This is a genomic window from Psychrobacillus sp. NPDC096623 (assembly GCF_044762655.1).
Taxonomy (GTDB): domain Bacteria; phylum Bacillota; class Bacilli; order Bacillales_A; family Planococcaceae; genus Psychrobacillus.
Map to the genome: position 1 here is coordinate 40,894 of NZ_JBIWER010000010.1, position 15,789 is coordinate 56,682.

Annotated in this window: 16 protein-coding genes; 14 read left to right on the plus strand and 2 right to left on the minus strand. The window is 38.4% G+C overall.

Annotated elements, in window-relative coordinates; genetic code table 11:
* The first annotated feature begins 4 nt into the window (after positions 1-4).
* The 4 genes from ftsH (at position 5) to ACIQX2_RS18880 (ending at position 4,694) form a co-directional block, all read left to right on the plus strand.
* The gene (ftsH, locus tag ACIQX2_RS18865) at positions 5-2,005 is read left to right on the plus strand and encodes an ATP-dependent zinc metalloprotease FtsH (protein ID WP_402854084.1); all 2,001 of its coding nucleotides are present in this window, start codon (positions 5-7) and stop codon (positions 2,003-2,005) included.
* A gap of 117 nt (positions 2,006-2,122) precedes the next feature.
* The gene (locus ACIQX2_RS18870; RefSeq protein ID WP_402854087.1) at positions 2,123-2,905 is read left to right on the plus strand and encodes a type III pantothenate kinase; all 783 of its coding nucleotides are present in this window, start codon (positions 2,123-2,125) and stop codon (positions 2,903-2,905) included.
* Positions 2,906-3,787 carry an Hsp33 family molecular chaperone HslO gene (gene hslO / locus ACIQX2_RS18875; protein WP_402854091.1) on the plus strand — a complete coding sequence of 294 codons (882 nt, stop codon included), beginning with the start codon at positions 2,906-2,908 and terminating at the stop codon, positions 3,785-3,787.
* Positions 3,771-4,694, plus strand: a complete 924-nt coding sequence (locus ACIQX2_RS18880) for a peptidyl-prolyl cis-trans isomerase (protein WP_402854094.1) — start codon at positions 3,771-3,773, stop codon at positions 4,692-4,694. Before hslO ends, ACIQX2_RS18880 begins: the two co-directional genes overlap by 17 nt.
* A gap of 83 nt (positions 4,695-4,777) precedes the next feature.
* Here the strand turns inward: ACIQX2_RS18880 and ACIQX2_RS18885 are convergent, their stop codons facing one another.
* Together ACIQX2_RS18885 and ACIQX2_RS18890 are read right to left on the minus strand one after the other, a co-directional pair.
* The gene (locus ACIQX2_RS18885) at positions 4,778-5,746 is read right to left on the minus strand and encodes a sensor domain-containing diguanylate cyclase (protein WP_402854096.1); all 969 of its coding nucleotides are present in this window, start codon (positions 5,744-5,746) and stop codon (positions 4,778-4,780) included.
* 28 nt (positions 5,747-5,774) lie between these two features.
* Complete coding sequence (locus ACIQX2_RS18890; protein WP_402854100.1) at positions 5,775-6,575, minus strand: alpha/beta fold hydrolase; 801 nt, start codon at positions 6,573-6,575, stop codon at positions 5,775-5,777.
* 271 nt (positions 6,576-6,846) lie between these two features.
* On the opposite strand from ACIQX2_RS18890, the gene cysK reads away from it, so the two are divergent.
* From cysK to lysS, 10 genes are all read left to right on the plus strand, one after another.
* A complete protein-coding gene (gene cysK, locus ACIQX2_RS18895; protein ID WP_402854103.1) occupies positions 6,847-7,770 on the plus strand; it encodes a cysteine synthase A in 924 nt (307 codons plus the stop codon).
* Between the two features lie 202 nt (positions 7,771-7,972).
* Positions 7,973-9,352, plus strand: coding sequence for an anthranilate synthase component I family protein (locus ACIQX2_RS18900; protein ID WP_402854132.1), 1,380 nt, complete (start codon positions 7,973-7,975; stop codon positions 9,350-9,352).
* The gene (pabA, locus tag ACIQX2_RS18905) at positions 9,349-9,939 is read left to right on the plus strand and encodes an aminodeoxychorismate/anthranilate synthase component II (RefSeq protein ID WP_402854106.1); all 591 of its coding nucleotides are present in this window, start codon (positions 9,349-9,351) and stop codon (positions 9,937-9,939) included. The genes ACIQX2_RS18900 and pabA overlap by 4 nt, the downstream gene beginning before the upstream one ends.
* Positions 9,940-10,779 (plus strand): aminodeoxychorismate lyase, encoded by an 840-nt coding sequence (gene pabC / locus ACIQX2_RS18910; protein ID WP_402854109.1) that lies wholly within the window; start codon positions 9,940-9,942, stop codon positions 10,777-10,779.
* Positions 10,779-11,636, plus strand: coding sequence for a dihydropteroate synthase (gene folP / locus ACIQX2_RS18915; RefSeq protein ID WP_402854135.1), 858 nt, complete (start codon positions 10,779-10,781; stop codon positions 11,634-11,636). Before pabC ends, folP begins: the two co-directional genes overlap by 1 nt.
* 5 nt (positions 11,637-11,641) lie before the next feature.
* On the plus strand, positions 11,642-12,007 hold the full coding sequence (gene folB, locus ACIQX2_RS18920; protein WP_402854111.1) for a dihydroneopterin aldolase: 366 nt from the start codon (positions 11,642-11,644) through the stop codon (positions 12,005-12,007).
* Positions 12,004-12,525, plus strand: a complete 522-nt coding sequence (folK, locus tag ACIQX2_RS18925; protein ID WP_402854114.1) for a 2-amino-4-hydroxy-6-hydroxymethyldihydropteridine diphosphokinase — start codon at positions 12,004-12,006, stop codon at positions 12,523-12,525. Before folB ends, folK begins: the two co-directional genes overlap by 4 nt.
* 2 nt (positions 12,526-12,527) lie before the next feature.
* A complete protein-coding gene (locus ACIQX2_RS18930; RefSeq protein WP_402854117.1) occupies positions 12,528-12,695 on the plus strand; it encodes a helix-turn-helix domain-containing protein in 168 nt (55 codons plus the stop codon).
* Positions 12,696-12,697: 2 nt separating this feature from the next.
* On the plus strand, positions 12,698-13,723 hold the full coding sequence (dusB, locus tag ACIQX2_RS18935) for a tRNA dihydrouridine synthase DusB (protein WP_402854120.1): 1,026 nt from the start codon (positions 12,698-12,700) through the stop codon (positions 13,721-13,723).
* Between the two features lie 181 nt (positions 13,724-13,904).
* Complete coding sequence (gene lysS, locus ACIQX2_RS18940) at positions 13,905-15,395, plus strand: lysine--tRNA ligase (RefSeq protein WP_402854122.1); 1,491 nt, start codon at positions 13,905-13,907, stop codon at positions 15,393-15,395.
* Positions 15,396-15,789: the final 394 nt, after the last annotated feature.

Sequence of the window (15,789 nt, forward strand, 5' to 3'; positions counted from 1 at the left end):
GGGAATGAATCGAGCATTGCGCTACGCCATATTATACTTATTAATATTTTTTGTGATCGTTGGGATTTTTGCTACTTTCAATACGAGCAATACAACGACAAAAAACATTAAGTTTAACGAATTTATGACTTCTTTAGAAAAAGGAGAAATAACAAGTATTACATTACAACCTGAATCGGGAGTTTATTACGCTGAAGGTGAAATGAAAGGCTATAAAAAAGGAGAGAAATATTTAGCGATTCTCCCTTATAATAGCGAAGACGTACAAGCAAAAATTTATACATTGGCAACATCCAATTCAGTACCCGTGGAATATAAAGAAACGCCTAAAACAAGTGGCTGGGTTCAATTCTTCACAGGATTATTACCGTTCTTAATTATTATCATTTTATTCTTCTTCTTATTAAGTCAATCACAAGGCGGTGGTAACCGTGTGATGAACTTCGGTAAGAGTAAAGCGAAGCTGTATGATAACGATAAGAAAAAGGTTAGATTTAATGATGTTGCTGGTGCAGATGAAGAAAAAGCTGAATTAGTAGAAGTAGTAGATTTCTTAAAAGATCCGCGTAAATTCGTGGAAATTGGAGCTCGTATACCTAAAGGGATTCTATTAGTAGGTCCTCCAGGTACTGGTAAAACATTACTTGCTCGTGCAGTAGCGGGTGAATCTGGCGTACCATTCTTCTCTATTAGTGGATCGGACTTCGTAGAAATGTTTGTCGGAGTAGGGGCTTCTCGTGTACGTGATTTATTTGAAAATGCGAAGAAAAACGCACCATGTATCATCTTTATAGATGAAATTGATGCGGTAGGTCGTCAACGTGGAGCGGGACTAGGTGGAGGTCACGATGAACGTGAGCAAACACTTAACCAATTACTTGTTGAAATGGATGGTTTCGGTGCAAACGAAGGTATTATTATCGTCGCTGCAACCAATAGACCAGACGTTTTAGATCCAGCACTTCTTCGTCCAGGTCGTTTTGACCGTCAAATTACAGTAGGTCGTCCAGATGTTAAAGGTCGTGAAGCAGTACTTAAAGTACATGCACGTAATAAACCACTTGATGAATCAGTGGATTTAAAAGCGATTGCACAGCGGACACCAGGATTCTCTGGAGCGGACTTAGAAAACTTATTAAACGAAGCAGCTTTAGTAGCAGCTAGACGTGATAAAAAGAAAGTCGATATGCGAGATATTGATGAAGCTACGGACAGAGTTATTGCAGGCCCGGCTAAATCAGGAAAAGTTATCTCTGAAAAAGAGAGAAATATTGTTGCGTACCATGAAGCAGGACATGTGGTTGTTGGATTAACTTTAGACGATGCTGAAATCGTACATAAGGTAACGATAGTTCCTCGTGGTCAAGCAGGTGGTTACGCAGTGATGCTTCCTAAAGAAGATCGCTATTTCATGACAAAACCAGAATTACTAGATAAAATTTCTGGATTACTCGGTGGTCGTGTAGCAGAAGATATTATTTTCGGTGAAGTTTCAACCGGGGCTCATAATGACTTCCAACGTGCAACGGGCATTGCTAGAAAAATGGTTACAGAATATGGGATGAGTGACAAGCTTGGACCAATGCAATTCGGTCAAGCACAAGGAGGCAATGTCTTCTTGGGTCGAGATTTTAACTCAGAACAAAACTATTCAGATGCAATTGCTTATGAAATTGATCAAGAAATGCAAACAATGATTAAAGATCAATATGCTCGTACGAAACAAATATTAACGGAAAAACGTGAATTATTAACATTAATCGCAAAAACGTTATTAGAGGTAGAAACACTAGATGCTGCTCAGATAAAACATTTAGAAGAGCATGGTACACTTCCTGAACGCTCATATGATGAGTTAGATCAAAAAGCTGCTATTGAGCTTAAAAAAGAAGAAGTATCGGATGCAGTAGGAGCTCCTGCTGATCCATCTATTGGTGATTTGCCAAAAGAACAAGACTCACTAACTGAGACAGAGAGCCCAGTTCAAGAAGAACGTAGAGATTAATAGATAAACATTGAAAGCTGATTGCCTCCTTTTAACTCGAGGCAATCAGCTTTTTTCTTCGTCTCTATATATGGTATGATGTTTGGGAAACTCAACAAAAAAGTGAGGATAAGCTAGATGATACTTGTCTTAGATACAGGAAATACTAATATTGTATTAGGGGTTTATGAAAATGATAAGTTAATCCACCATTGGAGAATGGAGACCGATCGTTTAAAAACAGAGGATGAATATGGCATGCAGGTTAAGGCGTTGTTTTCTCATGCTACTATCTCTTTTGATGAAATAGAAGGTATTATTATTTCTTCTGTAGTTCCACCTATTATGTTTACATTAGAAGCGATGTGTAAAAAATACTTTGGTATTAAGCCAATTGTAGTAGGGCCTGGAGTTAAAACAGGATTAAATATTAAGTATGAGAATCCACGTGAGGTTGGGGCGGATCGGATAGTAAATGCTGTAGCTGCCATTCATGAATATGGAAGTCCTTTAATCATTGTGGATTTCGGAACTGCCACGACCTATTGTTTTATCAATGAACATGGAGAGTATATGGGGGGAGCGATTGCCCCGGGTATCGGTATTTCAACAGATGCACTATTTAATAGAGCTAGTAAGCTTCCACGTATAGAGCTGACAAAACCTGAGAATGTCGTTGGAAAAAATACGGTTGCTGCTATGCAAGCGGGAATAGTTTACGGATATGTAGGACAAGTTGAGGGTATCGTAAATCGTATGAAAAAGGTATCGAAACAAAATCCAAAAATAATAGCTACAGGTGGTATGGCTTCCTTAATTGGTGAAGAAACTACTATAATGGATATTATTGATCCATTCTTAACGTTGAAGGGTTTATATTTAATTTATCAACGAAATAATGATGAAAGAGGTAATAGATAAATGAGCGATTATTTAGTAAGAGCTATAGCGTTTGAAGGGAGTGTACGTGCGTTTGCAGCTCGTACAACTGACACTGTGGGAGAAGGTCAAAGACGACATGGTACTTGGCCGACTGCATCCGCTGCGCTTGGAAGATCGATGACAGCTGCACTTATGATGGGTGCAATGCTAAAAGGTGAAGATAAGATAACGGTGAAAATAGAAGGTAATGGTCCGGTTGGTCCATTGATTATTGATAGTAACGCCAAAGGAGAAGTGCGTGGTTATGTTACTAATCCTCAAACTCACTTCGACTTAAATGAACATGGAAAATTGGATGTTCGTCGCGCAGTAGGGACAGAAGGTACACTAACGATTGTAAAAGATTTGGGTATGAGAGACTTCTTCACTGGTCAAGTGCCAATTGTTTCAGGTGAAATCGCCGAAGACTTTACTTATTATTTTGCTGTTTCTGAACAGGTTCCTTCTTCTGTAGGACTTGGAGTACTTGTAAATCCAGACAACTCTATTCTAGCTGCTGGTGGGTTTATCATCCAACTAATGCCTGGAACGGATGATGAAACGATTACAGAGATTGAAAAACATTTATCTAAAATGGAGCCAGTTTCTAAACTAATCGAAAGAGGATTAACTCCGGAAGAAATACTATTTGAAATTTTAGGTAAAGAGAATGTACGAATTTTAGATTCAGCTCCTGTTTCATTTGAATGTAATTGCTCCAAAGAAAGATTTGGGAATGCTATTATTACACTAGGAGAGAAGGAAATTCGTGAAATGATAGAAGAAGATAACGGAGCAGAAGCCCACTGTCATTTCTGTATGGAGAAATACCATTATTCCGTAGCTGAATTGGAGTCATTTATCGATGAAATCAACGCGTGATTACGATAATGCACCAGCTAAAAGACGTTTAAAAACTAAACCGGTACTAGCGGTGTTGAGTATTCTTTTAATAGGTAATCTACTGTGGTTCATCGCATGGTTAATACCGAATGATACGAGTAAAAAGAATGATTCGGAAGAAGTTGCATCCGTTGCAGGCAAAGTCATCACAAAAGAACAGTGGATGGCTTCAATGGAATCCATTTATGGCAAAGAAGTATTATTAGATATGGTGAATGCGGAGGTTATGGAAGCTGCTGCTAAAAAGTACAAGATTAAAGTATCGGATGCAGAAGTGGACTTAGAGCTCGCTTTAATCCGTTCCACACAAGAGAGCACTTCCTTACAATCCTATGATGAAGAGGTACTACGTAAAGATATTCGCTCTCGTTTAATCTTAGAAAAAGTATTATCTAAAGACATAGTCATTGATGATGATGCTATTAAAGAATTCTATGATAATAACAAAAATCTGTACAATACCTCCACGTCTTATCGAACTAGCGTCATTTATGTTAGTTCGGAGGATGAGGCAAACAAAGTTGTGAAAGAATTAGAAAATGGTTCTTCCTTTGAAGGGTTGGCGAGAGAACGATCTGCTGATGCAAGTTCGGCAAGTCTCGGTGGAGATATCGGCTATGTATCTGAAGGAAACGAATCGGTCGATAAAGCCTTAGTAGGGGCAGTACAGAATACGGATAAAGGTAAATGGAGCAAACCGATCGCTTTAGCAGATGGCAGATTTGCCGTTGCGATGGTGAAGAGTGTATTCGAAGGTCAATCCTTCTCCTATGAAGAGGTAAAAGAACGTATTTATAGAGAACTTGCACTTGATCAGCTGCCCCAATCTGTTACTCAGGAAGCTTTTTGGCAAGAGTTTGATGCAGATTGGGTTTATAGTGAATGATTGATATTTAAAGAGACCATCTTCGTTTCTAAAGATGGTCTTTACTAATTTACATTATTTAAATGATTTAATGAATAGAAACATTAACTTAAAGATGCGTGTGTAACTTTATTCCTTCCATTTTCCTTCGATGAATAGAGGGCTTTATCTGCCTTTGATAAAATAGAGGTTGTTGTTTCAAAAAGATTGCTAGTTGCAACTCCAATACTCACTGTAATCTTTCCTACCTCCCAGTTGGCTGATTCGATTGTACTTCTTAATTGCTCTGCTTCGTTTAAAGACTTTTCCTTATTTGAAAAGGGCATAATTACAACAAATTCTTCCCCGCCGTATCGAGCAATAATATGACCTTTTGGAAAGAATTCTGTTAATAGTTTAGCCAATTGTAATAAAACTTTATCCCCAACCGGATGCCCTCCTGTATCATTGACTAATTTAAAATGATCAACGTCGAGCATTAAAAGTGAAATGGGGTTATTGGTTTGTTTAGATTGCAATATATATTCGTTCATTTTTTCAATAAAGAATCTGCGGTTATTTAAACCAGTAAGACCGTCAGTAATGGAAAGTGTTTCAAGCTTCTGATTTAATTTTATTAACTCTGATTGCTTTTGTTCTAGTTCAAGATGAAGTTGTTGCATTTTTGCCAAAGCAGCATCCTTCTCTCGATAGGCTTCCTCTACTAGTATTTTAGCATTACGTATTTCCTGTTCATAATCTATTCGTTTCCCCATATGTACAAAAATACAATCTACCACTTCTGTTTGCTCGTAATATTTCCCGTTAAATAGTACAGGAATATCTGTACCAGTACTTCCTTTTAAGTTTAGATATATTTCATCAACATATCCATTTAATTGTATAAAAGGATAAAAGTATGAGTGGAACAATAATTTATTGGCAACGGACATAATAGATTCAATATGATTGGAAATTAAATTGTCTCGGGTATAGTTTCCCATCTCAAGGAATGTATCATTTACATCTAAAATTACTCCTTGTGGAGTCATGGAAACGTAACCACACGGCAAGTTTTTCCATCTCTTATCCATCAAATTACATCCTTTCAATTCAAGCTACTTACGTTAATAGAAAATCGTTCAAACAACTAATCGTTTCTTGTGGATGACTTAGGTGAGGGTAATGTCCTTTTGCCTCCATTAAGTAAAGCGTACTATTCTTCATATGCTCATGTAAATAGTTACCTACTACTAGAGGTACGATACTATCATCGGAACATTGCATTATTAACGTAGATACTTTCGCTTTACCTAAATCTGCACGGTGATCCGAGAAAAATGTAGTTTCAGCGAATTGTCTAGTTATTAAAGGATTGGACCGAGTGAAGCTGTTTTCTAGTTCTGCAGTGAGTGCAGGTACTTCAGGATTATTCATGCCAAGAGGCGCCATAAAGCTAGCCCAGCTAAGATAATTCATTTCCATCATAGTGAGTAATTCTAGTACATCGTTTTTTTCGAATCCACCATGATATATGTCTCCATCATTAAGATAGCGAGGAGAAGGACCAATCATTACCAATTTGTGGAAGCGATCTGGACGTTCAATTGAAGCAAGCATGCCTATCATGGAGCTGACCGAATGTCCAACAAATATAACATCGTTAAGTTTAAGTGTTTCCATAATATCTAAAACATCTTGAGCATATCCTTGAAGCGTACTATATTTTTCGAAATCATACGCAGTTAGATCTGAATTTCCTGCCCCTACATGATCAAACAAAACTACTCGATAATTCTTTTCGAAAAATGGTGTAATATATCTCCACATATTTTGATCACACCCAAAACCATGTGCAAATATGATTGTTTTGTCGCCTTCACCTAAAACTTTTACATGATTCCTAACAAGTACAGTACTCATAAAAAACTCCGATCATATTATATTGGTTTCTACTAAATTTGAGTTATAAATCTCCAAAAAATTCTCTGAATTAATAAGCTATTCAACTATTAATCATACACTCTTTACTTGTGGTTTTCTAGATATCGATTATCCGCCACTAGCTCTGAATCAAACTATTTAACTAAATATTTAAAATCATTGAATGTAATATTATTGACAATTCTTCTGATTCATTGGTATGATTAAAAAAATAAAGCCTATTAAACAAGTAGGAATTGGGAGTGGGAAAATGACGAAGTTAGCTCAGTCTGTATTGGATTTGATCGGTAAAACACCAATCGTAAAATTAAACCGTGTAGGTAACCCTGAGGATGCAGAAGTGTATGTAAAACTTGAATATTTTAACCCAGGTAGTAGTGTAAAAGACCGTATCGCACTTGCTATGATTCAAGCAGCTGAAAAAGAAGGCAAGTTAAAGGAAAATGGAACAATTATTGAACCTACGAGTGGTAATACGGGTATCGGTCTTGCGATGATCGCAGCAGCAAAAGGCTATAATGCTGTCTTAGTTATGCCAGATACTATGAGTTTAGAACGCAGAAACCTACTTCGTGCTTATGGAGCTGATCTTGTATTGACTCCTGGGGCTGACGGCATGAAAGGTGCGATTGCAAAAGCGGAAGAGCTTGCAAACGAAAATGGATGGTTTATGCCACAACAATTTAACAACGAAGCTAATCCGGAAGTCCATCGTTTAACAACTGGTCCAGAAATTGCAGAGGCGTTTGAACAATTGGACGGTTTTGTATCAGGCGTCGGCACTGGGGGAACAATTACTGGTGCAGGTGGCGTATTAAAGGAGAAATTCCCAAACATCCATCTTGCGGTAGTAGAACCACAAGATTCCCCTGTGTTATCTGGAGGTAAACCAGGACCTCATAAAATCCAAGGTATCGGAGCTGGATTCGTACCAACCGTTTTAGATACAAAATTATATGACTCAATTATTCAAGTATCAAATGACGACGCATATGCAACTTCCCGTGAAGTAGCGAAAAAAGAGGGTATTCTTGGTGGAGTTTCTGCAGGAGCTGCAATTTACGCGGCACTTAAACTTGCTAAAGAGCTTGGAAAAGGTAAAAAAGTATTGGCGATTATTCCGGATAACGGCGAACGCTACTTAAGCACACCTTTATACCAATTCGAAGAATAATCAGAATCAGTAATTTAAAAGAATAAAGTATATCAAGGGGGAGCAGCAATTGCTTCCTCTTTTTTCTCTATAAATTATTTGATAAATAGTCTTTACTGTTTTCCTAGTGGCGAAGAGTAGTAGTTTCAAGTTAAGATGAAATCAAATCGTTTTAGGAGGATTTGAGAAATTGAATATCAAACTAGAAACACATGCATTTCATATGTCGAAAGAAGCTTTTTTCTATGCATATAAAAAACTAACAAAAGAAGAATTATATAATATCTTTTTAGAGAGTGGCAGGGGTGGTCACTTGTCTGTTGCAGCCTGGAATCCAATAGCTGTTGCTAAATCAGTCGAAGATGGCTTGCATATTCAATGGAGAAGTGGAGAGCAAGAAGTTCGTCTCGGAGAAGCGTTAGAGGAATTAGAAAGACTTGTTTCTGATTATAAATTACCTTATCAGCAAGATTTACCTGACTTTCAAGGTGGAGCTATTGGTTTTATAAGCTATGATTATGCCAGAAAGATCGAAGTTTTACCGAATCTAGCTGAAGATGATTTACATATTCCTGATATCTATTTCCAACTATTCGATTGTTGGGCGGTTTTAGATGTAAATAAAGAGGAAGTCACATTAATGAAGCTATCTACTTGTAGTGTAGATTTAGAGGAACTAGAGCAAGAATATAAGGAAGCAGCTGAAAAGGGAATGGATTTAAGAATGTTTTACCCTGGAGCTGCAATGGAAATAGCTGAAGATCCTGCTGAATTGTATGTATCGGTAAGTTCAAGTGAATTTAAGGACGCAGTTACGAAAATTCAACAGTATATTGGGCAAGGGGACGTCTTCCAGGTGAATCTTTCTGTTAGGCAATCGAAGCAATTGAGCGTCAGTCCAATAGTGATGTATGAGGCGTTACGAGCATTTAATCCCTCTCCTTATATGGCATACATACAAGCGCCGGAATTTTCAGTTGTCTCTGGATCACCCGAACTTTTAGTGAAGAAAAAAGGAACTGAGTTATCTACGAGACCAATAGCCGGGACAAGACCACGTGGGAAAAGTGAAGCAGAAGATATAACACTAGCAAATGAGTTGATTGAAAACGAAAAAGAGCGAGCGGAGCATGTTATGCTAGTCGACTTAGAGCGAAATGACCTTGGGCGTGTTTCAGCCTATGGAACAGTGGAAGTGGATGAGTTCATGGTTATTGAAAGGTACTCCCATGTGATGCATATTGTCTCTAACATAAAGGGAACACTTCGAGCTGGAATATCAAATACAGAGATTATCCGAGCGATGTTCCCTGGAGGTACGATTACAGGTGCACCTAAAATTCGGACAATGGAAATAGTTGAAGAGCTAGAGCCGGTTCGTAGAGGGTTATATACAGGGTCAATTGGTTGGTTAGGATATTCGGGGGATTTAGAATTCAATATTGTGATTCGCACAGCGTTTATTCAAGATGGGATGGCTCATATTCAAGCAGGTGCTGGCATCGTCATTGACTCGGTACCGAGTGCTGAATACGTAGAGTCTTTAAACAAAGCAAAAGCAGTATGGCAAGCGAAGGCTATGGCAGAAGGAGAGCACAAATGATTTTAATGATTGATAACTACGATTCATTTACGTATAATCTCGTTCAATATATTGGCGAATTAGGGATCGAAGTGAAGGTAGCACGCAATGACGAGCTAACGATAGATACTATTGAAACGTTAAATCCTCAAGTTATCGTTGTGTCCCCCGGACCATGCACACCAAATGAAGCAGGCATTAGTTTAGAAGTAATCACACACTTTGCAGGTAAGATCCCGATTTTGGGTGTTTGTTTAGGTCATCAGGCGATTGGTCAAGCCTTTGGCGGAAAGGTTATTCGTGCAGATAGGTTAATGCATGGAAAAGTCTCTCCGGTTTTCCATGATAGTAAAGGTGTGAATGCCGATATACCAAATCCTTTTCGGGCAACCAGATATCATTCTTTACTTGTGGAAAGAGAATCGTTCCCAGATTGTCTGGAAATAACCGCTTGGACGGAAGAGGGAGAAATAATGGGGCTTCGCCATAAAAACTATCCTGTGGAGGGCGTCCAATATCACCCTGAGTCGATTATGACAGAAGAAGGCAAAAAGATCATCCATAATTTTATTGTAGCGTATAGTTTTACTGCTAAGGAGAGTAGATAAATGGATGCTTGGAAGGATGGAACGTATTACCGAGCAGACGAGTTAATGGTATCTGCATATGACCATGGTTTTTTATATGGACTGGGCTATTTTGAAACGTTCCGAACGTACAATGGAAAAGTTTTTCTATGGGATGCTCATTGGAATCGTTTGTGTCGGGCACTTTCCGATTTTCGTATATCAATGCCTTATGAAGAAAGTGAGCTATTGTCGGCAGTAGAAGCACTTACAGAAGCGAATAAAGGGGAGGATGGTTATTTTCGTTTGAATGTTTCGGCCGGTATTCATGATATTGGTCTACAACCGTCACATTATAAGAAGCCGACAGTAATTTTATATCGTAAGGTATTACAAGTTGCGCCTAGGGGCACAGAGAAGTCTGCTGTCTGGCTAGATACAGTAAGGAATACTCCGGAAAGCGGAATACGGCATAAATCCCACCACTATGCCAACAACGTACACGCTAGATTCGAGGTACAGTCGCTTGCTGCTTGTGAAGGGTTCTTTTTAACTTCAGAAGGATATATAGCGGAAGGAATAACTTCGAATATCTTTTGGTCGATTAATGGGAAGATGTATACCCCGTCTTTAGAAACGGGTATTTTAGCAGGTACGACTCGTGAGTGGGTTATGAAATGTTCTTTATTTGAAATAGAAGAAGGACTCTTCACTAAAGAAGTATTAGAAAAAGCGGAAGAGGTATTTATTACAAATGCGGTACAGGAAATCATTCCGATTAAGCAATTAGGGTCAAGCCAGTTTTTGGGCAATGCGGGACCTATTTACAAGGCATTACATGATGCTTATACAAGATGCATACAGCGAGAAAGGATCGAATGATGAATTTACATAATAATAGTGGTCGCTTTGAAGCAGGTGGAGTTACATTAGACTTCCATAAAGAAACAATAGTGATGGGTATATTGAATGTTACACCCGACTCTTTTTCTGATGGCGGTAAGTTCAATGAAATAGAAGCAGCTGTAGCAAGAGCTAAGCAAATGGTAGCAGACGGGGCGAAAATAATAGACGTGGGCGGTGAGTCCACTAGACCTGGCTATACACTTATTTCTGATGAAGAGGAAATTACGCGTGTTGTTCCTATCATTCAAGCGATAAGAGCAGAAGTAAACGCAGTAATCTCAATTGACACATATAAGTCGGCGGTTGCAAAAGCTGCGGTACTTGCAGGTGCACATGTCATAAACGATATTTGGGGAGCAAAGAGAGACCCTGAAATAGCTAAAGTTGCAGCAGAGCACGGGGTTCCGATAATTTTGATGCACAATAGAGATAACGAAGCGTATACAGATTTCTGGTCAGATGCAAAACATGACTTAGAAGAAAGTATTCAAATAGCAAAGTCGGCAGGAGTTTCGGAAGAGAATATTTGGTTGGATCCAGGTATAGGCTTTGCCAAATCAACCATTCAAAATGTCTGGATGATGCAGCATTTAAATGAATTAGTCGAGATGGGCTATCCTGTTTTATTGGCAACATCCCGTAAACGATTAATCGGCAATGTATTAAACCTTCCTGTCGATGAACGGATGGAAGGAACTGGAGCAACGGTTTGTTTTGGTGTTCAGCTTGGATGTCATATGGTACGCGTACATGATGTAAAAGAAATGACGCGTATGACCAAAATGATGGATGTTTTGACGGGGAAAGTTAAGTATGTTGAAAGCGAGGTATAATCTAAATGGATTATATACATTTGAATGAGTTAGAATTTTACGGATTTCACGGGGCGTTACCAGAGGAAACGAAGCTAGGCCAAATATTTCGAGTGACAATAACCTTAGCGTGTGATTTAAAAAAAGCGGGCGAAACCGATAATTTAGAGGAAACAGTAAATTACGCAGAGGTTTTTGAATTATGCAAAGAAATTGTGGAAGGTAAGCCATATTTATTAATAGAAGCAGTTGCAGAAAAGATTGCTTCGTCTATTTTGGAGACATATGCAACGAAGGTTAGTGGCTGTCGTATCCAATTGGTGAAACCAAACCCGCCGATTGTCGGACACTACGCTTCCGTAGCAGTCGATATTACTAGAGGAACAATATGAAGAACATTGTTTTTATATCGCTAGGATCTAATATAGGAAATCGTCTTGACTATCTTCAGCAGGCGGTACGTTTGTTGCAACAGGTGGAACAGGTAAATGTGATAAACGTGTCGTCTGTTTATGAAACAGACCCAGTGGGCTATGAGAACCAGGCTGCGTTCTTGAATATGGTAGTGGAAATCGAAACTTTATTGTCACCGCATGAAATATTAAAAAGATGTAATGAAATAGAAGCGCAACTAGGTCGGACTAGAGATATTCATTGGGGTCCCCGAACAGTAGACCTTGACATTTTGTTGTATAATGAAGAGAATATGAAAACGGAAGACCTTATTATTCCGCATCCACGGATGATGGAAAGAGGCTTCGTGCTTATACCACTTGTGGAATTACAAGCGAATTTAGTAGATCCACAATCTAAGCAGTTAATAGCAGATGTTGCGCATGTTCAGAAAGAAGGCGTCCATTTATGGAAAACATTCGATGGGGTCGACGCATTCGTGCATTTCGCAGGTTAAAAATGGTGAAGCAAGTTGAACTTGCAAAAGAAATGGATATGTCTGTGTCTATACTCGGTCAAATAGAGCAAGGTAAACGAATTCCGAGTAAGGAGCAACTAGAAAAAATTGCTTCTATCCTTCATATACAAGTAGAAGAATTAAAAGGAGAAACAAAGGTAGGTGAATAATAATGACAAATGCATCAACAAAACCGTTTAAAATAGGTAATCATGTGATGGATAATCGAGTAGTATTAGCACCAATGGCTGGTATTTGTAACTCTGCATTCCGATTGACAGTAAAAGAATTTGGAGCAGGCTTAGTATATGCGGAGATGATCTCGGATAAAGGGATTGTACAGAAAAACGAAAAAACATTAAGTATGCTTTATATTGACGAGCGTGAAAATCCACTGTCACTTCAAATTTTCGGTGGAGAAAAAGAAACACTTGTCGAAGCAGCTAAATATGTTGACCAACATACGTCAGCGGATATTATTGATATCAACATGGGTTGCCCTGTAAACAAAATCATTAAATGTGAAGCTGGAGCAAGAATGCTTCTAGACCCTAACAAGGTCTATGAAATGGTAGCGGCAGTAGTAGATAACGTAAAAAAACCAGTGAGTGTTAAAATGCGCACTGGTTGGGATGAAGAACATCTTTATATGGTGGAAAATGCCCGAGCAATCGAACGTGCTGGTGGATCAGCAGTAGCTGTACATGGTCGTACACGCGTTCAAATGTATGAAGGACATGCAAACTGGGATTTGATACGTCAAGTGAAAGAGGCAGTAAATATTCCTGTTATCGGAAATGGAGATGTCAATACACCAGAGGACGCGAAACGCATGCTAGATGAAACTGGTGTAGATGGTGTTATGATCGGTCGCGCAGCCCTAGGCGATCCATGGATGATTTACCGTACAGTAGAGTATCTGGAAACTGGACTTTTAAAACCAGAGCCAACTGTCCAGGAAAAGATGGATGTATGCTTACTACACTTTGATCGCTTAGTAGCTTTAAAGGGCGAAAAAATAGCAGTTAGAGAAATGCGAAAACACGCATCTTGGTATTTAAAAGGGATTCGTGGAAATGGTATAGCAAGAAACGTGATTAACCAAACAGAAACGGCAAAAGATTTAAGAGATTATTTACGTGACTTTGGGAAAGAATCTACTTATGAGTATGAAGAGGTAAAATCTATTGTCATTTAATCATCGATGAAACAAAGAGCTGTCACTATACGTGGCAGCTTTTTCCGTTTCGAAAAACAATCAGAATAATATAAAAAATATCTTCTGTTAGAAAAAGATGATTAGAATGCAGAAATTGTGTACAATAAATGCAACGTGAAAAAAGTAACTACGGATAATAGGTAGTGGAGGAGTGACGAACATGTCTAACTTAGAAGAATTAAACGATCAACTTTTGGTGAGAAGACAAAAGATGACTGCAATACAGGAAAAAGGATTAGACCCTTTTGGAAGTAAATTCGATCGATCGCATTTAAGTAATGAAGTAGTTAATGAATATGAACAATTTACAAAAGAACAATTAGAAGAAACATTACATGAAGTGACTATTGCCGGCCGCATTATGACTAAACGTGGAAAAGGTAAAGCGGGATTTGCTCATATACAAGATCTTGGTGGACAAATTCAAATTTACGTTCGTAAAGATGCAATCGGTGAAGAAGCATATGAGTTATTTAATACTGCTGACCTTGGAGATATCGTTGGTGTCCGTGGTAATGTCTTCCGTACACAAGTTGGTGAGTTATCTGTTAAAGCTCTTGAGTTTACGTTCCTAACAAAATCTCTACGCCCGATGCCTGAGAAATTCCATGGCTTAAAAGATGTAGAGCAACGTTACCGTCAACGTTACTTAGATTTAATGACAAGTGAAGAAAGTAAAAATACGTTTATTACTAGAAGTCGTATAATCCGTGCTATCCGTCGCTATTTGGATGGCGAAGGATATCTAGAGGTGGAAACGCCAATGCTACATACAATAGCGGGCGGAGCAGCAGCACGTCCTTTCATTACTCATCACAATGCATTGGATATGGAATTATATATGCGTATCGCAATTGAATTACATTTAAAACGCCTTATAGTAGGTGGATTAGAGAAAGTATATGAAATTGGTCGCGTATTCCGTAATGAGGGAGTTTCAACACGTCATAATCCTGAATTTACAATGATTGAACTGTATGAAGCGTATGCTGATTACAATGATATTATGAATTTAACCGAGAATTTAGTTGCTCATGTAGCGCAAGATGTATTAGGGTCTACCACTGTAACTTATGGCGAAGATCAGATTAATCTTGCTCCAGGTTGGAGACGCTGGCATATGGCGGATGCAGTGAAAGAAACTACCGGTGTGGACTTCTGGAAAGAGCTAACGAAGGAAGAGGCACACGCATTAGCTAAGGAACATGGAGTAGAAGTTAAACCTTCTATGGAAGTAGGGCATGTATTAAATGAATTCTTCGAACAAAAAGTAGAAGAAACATTAGTTCAACCAACATTCATCTTCGGTCATCCAGTAGAAGTTTCACCACTTGCGAAGAAAAATCCAGAAGACGGTCGCTTTACTGATCGTTTTGAATTATTCATAGTTCGTCGTGAACATGCAAATGCATTTACTGAGTTAAATGATCCTATTGATCAACGTCAGCGCTTCGAAGCGCAAATGGCGGAAAAAGAAGCTGGTAACGATGAAGCTCATGAAATGGACGAAGACTTCTTAGAAGCGTTGGAATATGGAATGCCGCCAACAGGTGGTCTTGGTATAGGAATAGACCGCTTAGTAATGTTATTAACTAATGCTGCATCTATTCGCGATGTACTATTATTCCCAACAATGCGTCATAAAGATTAAGATAGGCGAATGTAGATGGCGAGTTATTACTATTTGTAGTAGCTCGCTTTTTATATTCCTACTATATATTGTATGTGTATTGTTCTTTCAAGTTTTTTTAGAAAAAGTTGAGAAAAGCACTTGCCATAACGATTTGCAGGTGGTATAGTTATCAAGTTGTCATTTTCATTAGTGACTTACACAAAAAACAAATTAAAAAAAGTTGTTGACAACGATATCAGGATTTGATATGATATTAAAGTCGCCAAAACGACATAACGAATTGAACATTGAAAACTGAACATGCAAAACGTTAAGACATATAGCTTGAAAGATTAACTTAGTTAGTCTGATAGCAAACAAATTTGACATCATTTAATGATGATGCCAGCAAAACAAAATGAGCTTTTTAAGT

Coding starts and splice junctions, on each gene's coding strand:
- ftsH (WP_402854084.1), top strand. CDS start 5: ATGAATCGAGCATTGCGCTACGCCATATTATACTTATTAATATTTTTT.
- ACIQX2_RS18870 (WP_402854087.1), top strand. CDS start 2,123: ATGATACTTGTCTTAGATACAGGAAATACTAATATTGTATTAGGGGTT.
- hslO (WP_402854091.1), top strand. CDS start 2,906: ATGAGCGATTATTTAGTAAGAGCTATAGCGTTTGAAGGGAGTGTACGT.
- ACIQX2_RS18880 (WP_402854094.1), top strand. CDS start 3,771: ATGAAATCAACGCGTGATTACGATAATGCACCAGCTAAAAGACGTTTA.
- ACIQX2_RS18885 (WP_402854096.1), bottom strand. CDS start 5,746: ATGGATAAGAGATGGAAAAACTTGCCGTGTGGTTACGTTTCCATGACT.
- ACIQX2_RS18890 (WP_402854100.1), bottom strand. CDS start 6,575: ATGAGTACTGTACTTGTTAGGAATCATGTAAAAGTTTTAGGTGAAGGC.
- cysK (WP_402854103.1), top strand. CDS start 6,847: ATGACGAAGTTAGCTCAGTCTGTATTGGATTTGATCGGTAAAACACCA.
- ACIQX2_RS18900 (WP_402854132.1), top strand. CDS start 7,973: ATGTCGAAAGAAGCTTTTTTCTATGCATATAAAAAACTAACAAAAGAA.
- pabA (WP_402854106.1), top strand. CDS start 9,349: ATGATTTTAATGATTGATAACTACGATTCATTTACGTATAATCTCGTT.
- pabC (WP_402854109.1), top strand. CDS start 9,940: ATGGATGCTTGGAAGGATGGAACGTATTACCGAGCAGACGAGTTAATG.
- folP (WP_402854135.1), top strand. CDS start 10,779: ATGAATTTACATAATAATAGTGGTCGCTTTGAAGCAGGTGGAGTTACA.
- folB (WP_402854111.1), top strand. CDS start 11,642: ATGGATTATATACATTTGAATGAGTTAGAATTTTACGGATTTCACGGG.
- folK (WP_402854114.1), top strand. CDS start 12,004: ATGAAGAACATTGTTTTTATATCGCTAGGATCTAATATAGGAAATCGT.
- ACIQX2_RS18930 (WP_402854117.1), top strand. CDS start 12,528: ATGGTGAAGCAAGTTGAACTTGCAAAAGAAATGGATATGTCTGTGTCT.
- dusB (WP_402854120.1), top strand. CDS start 12,698: ATGACAAATGCATCAACAAAACCGTTTAAAATAGGTAATCATGTGATG.
- lysS (WP_402854122.1), top strand. CDS start 13,905: ATGTCTAACTTAGAAGAATTAAACGATCAACTTTTGGTGAGAAGACAA.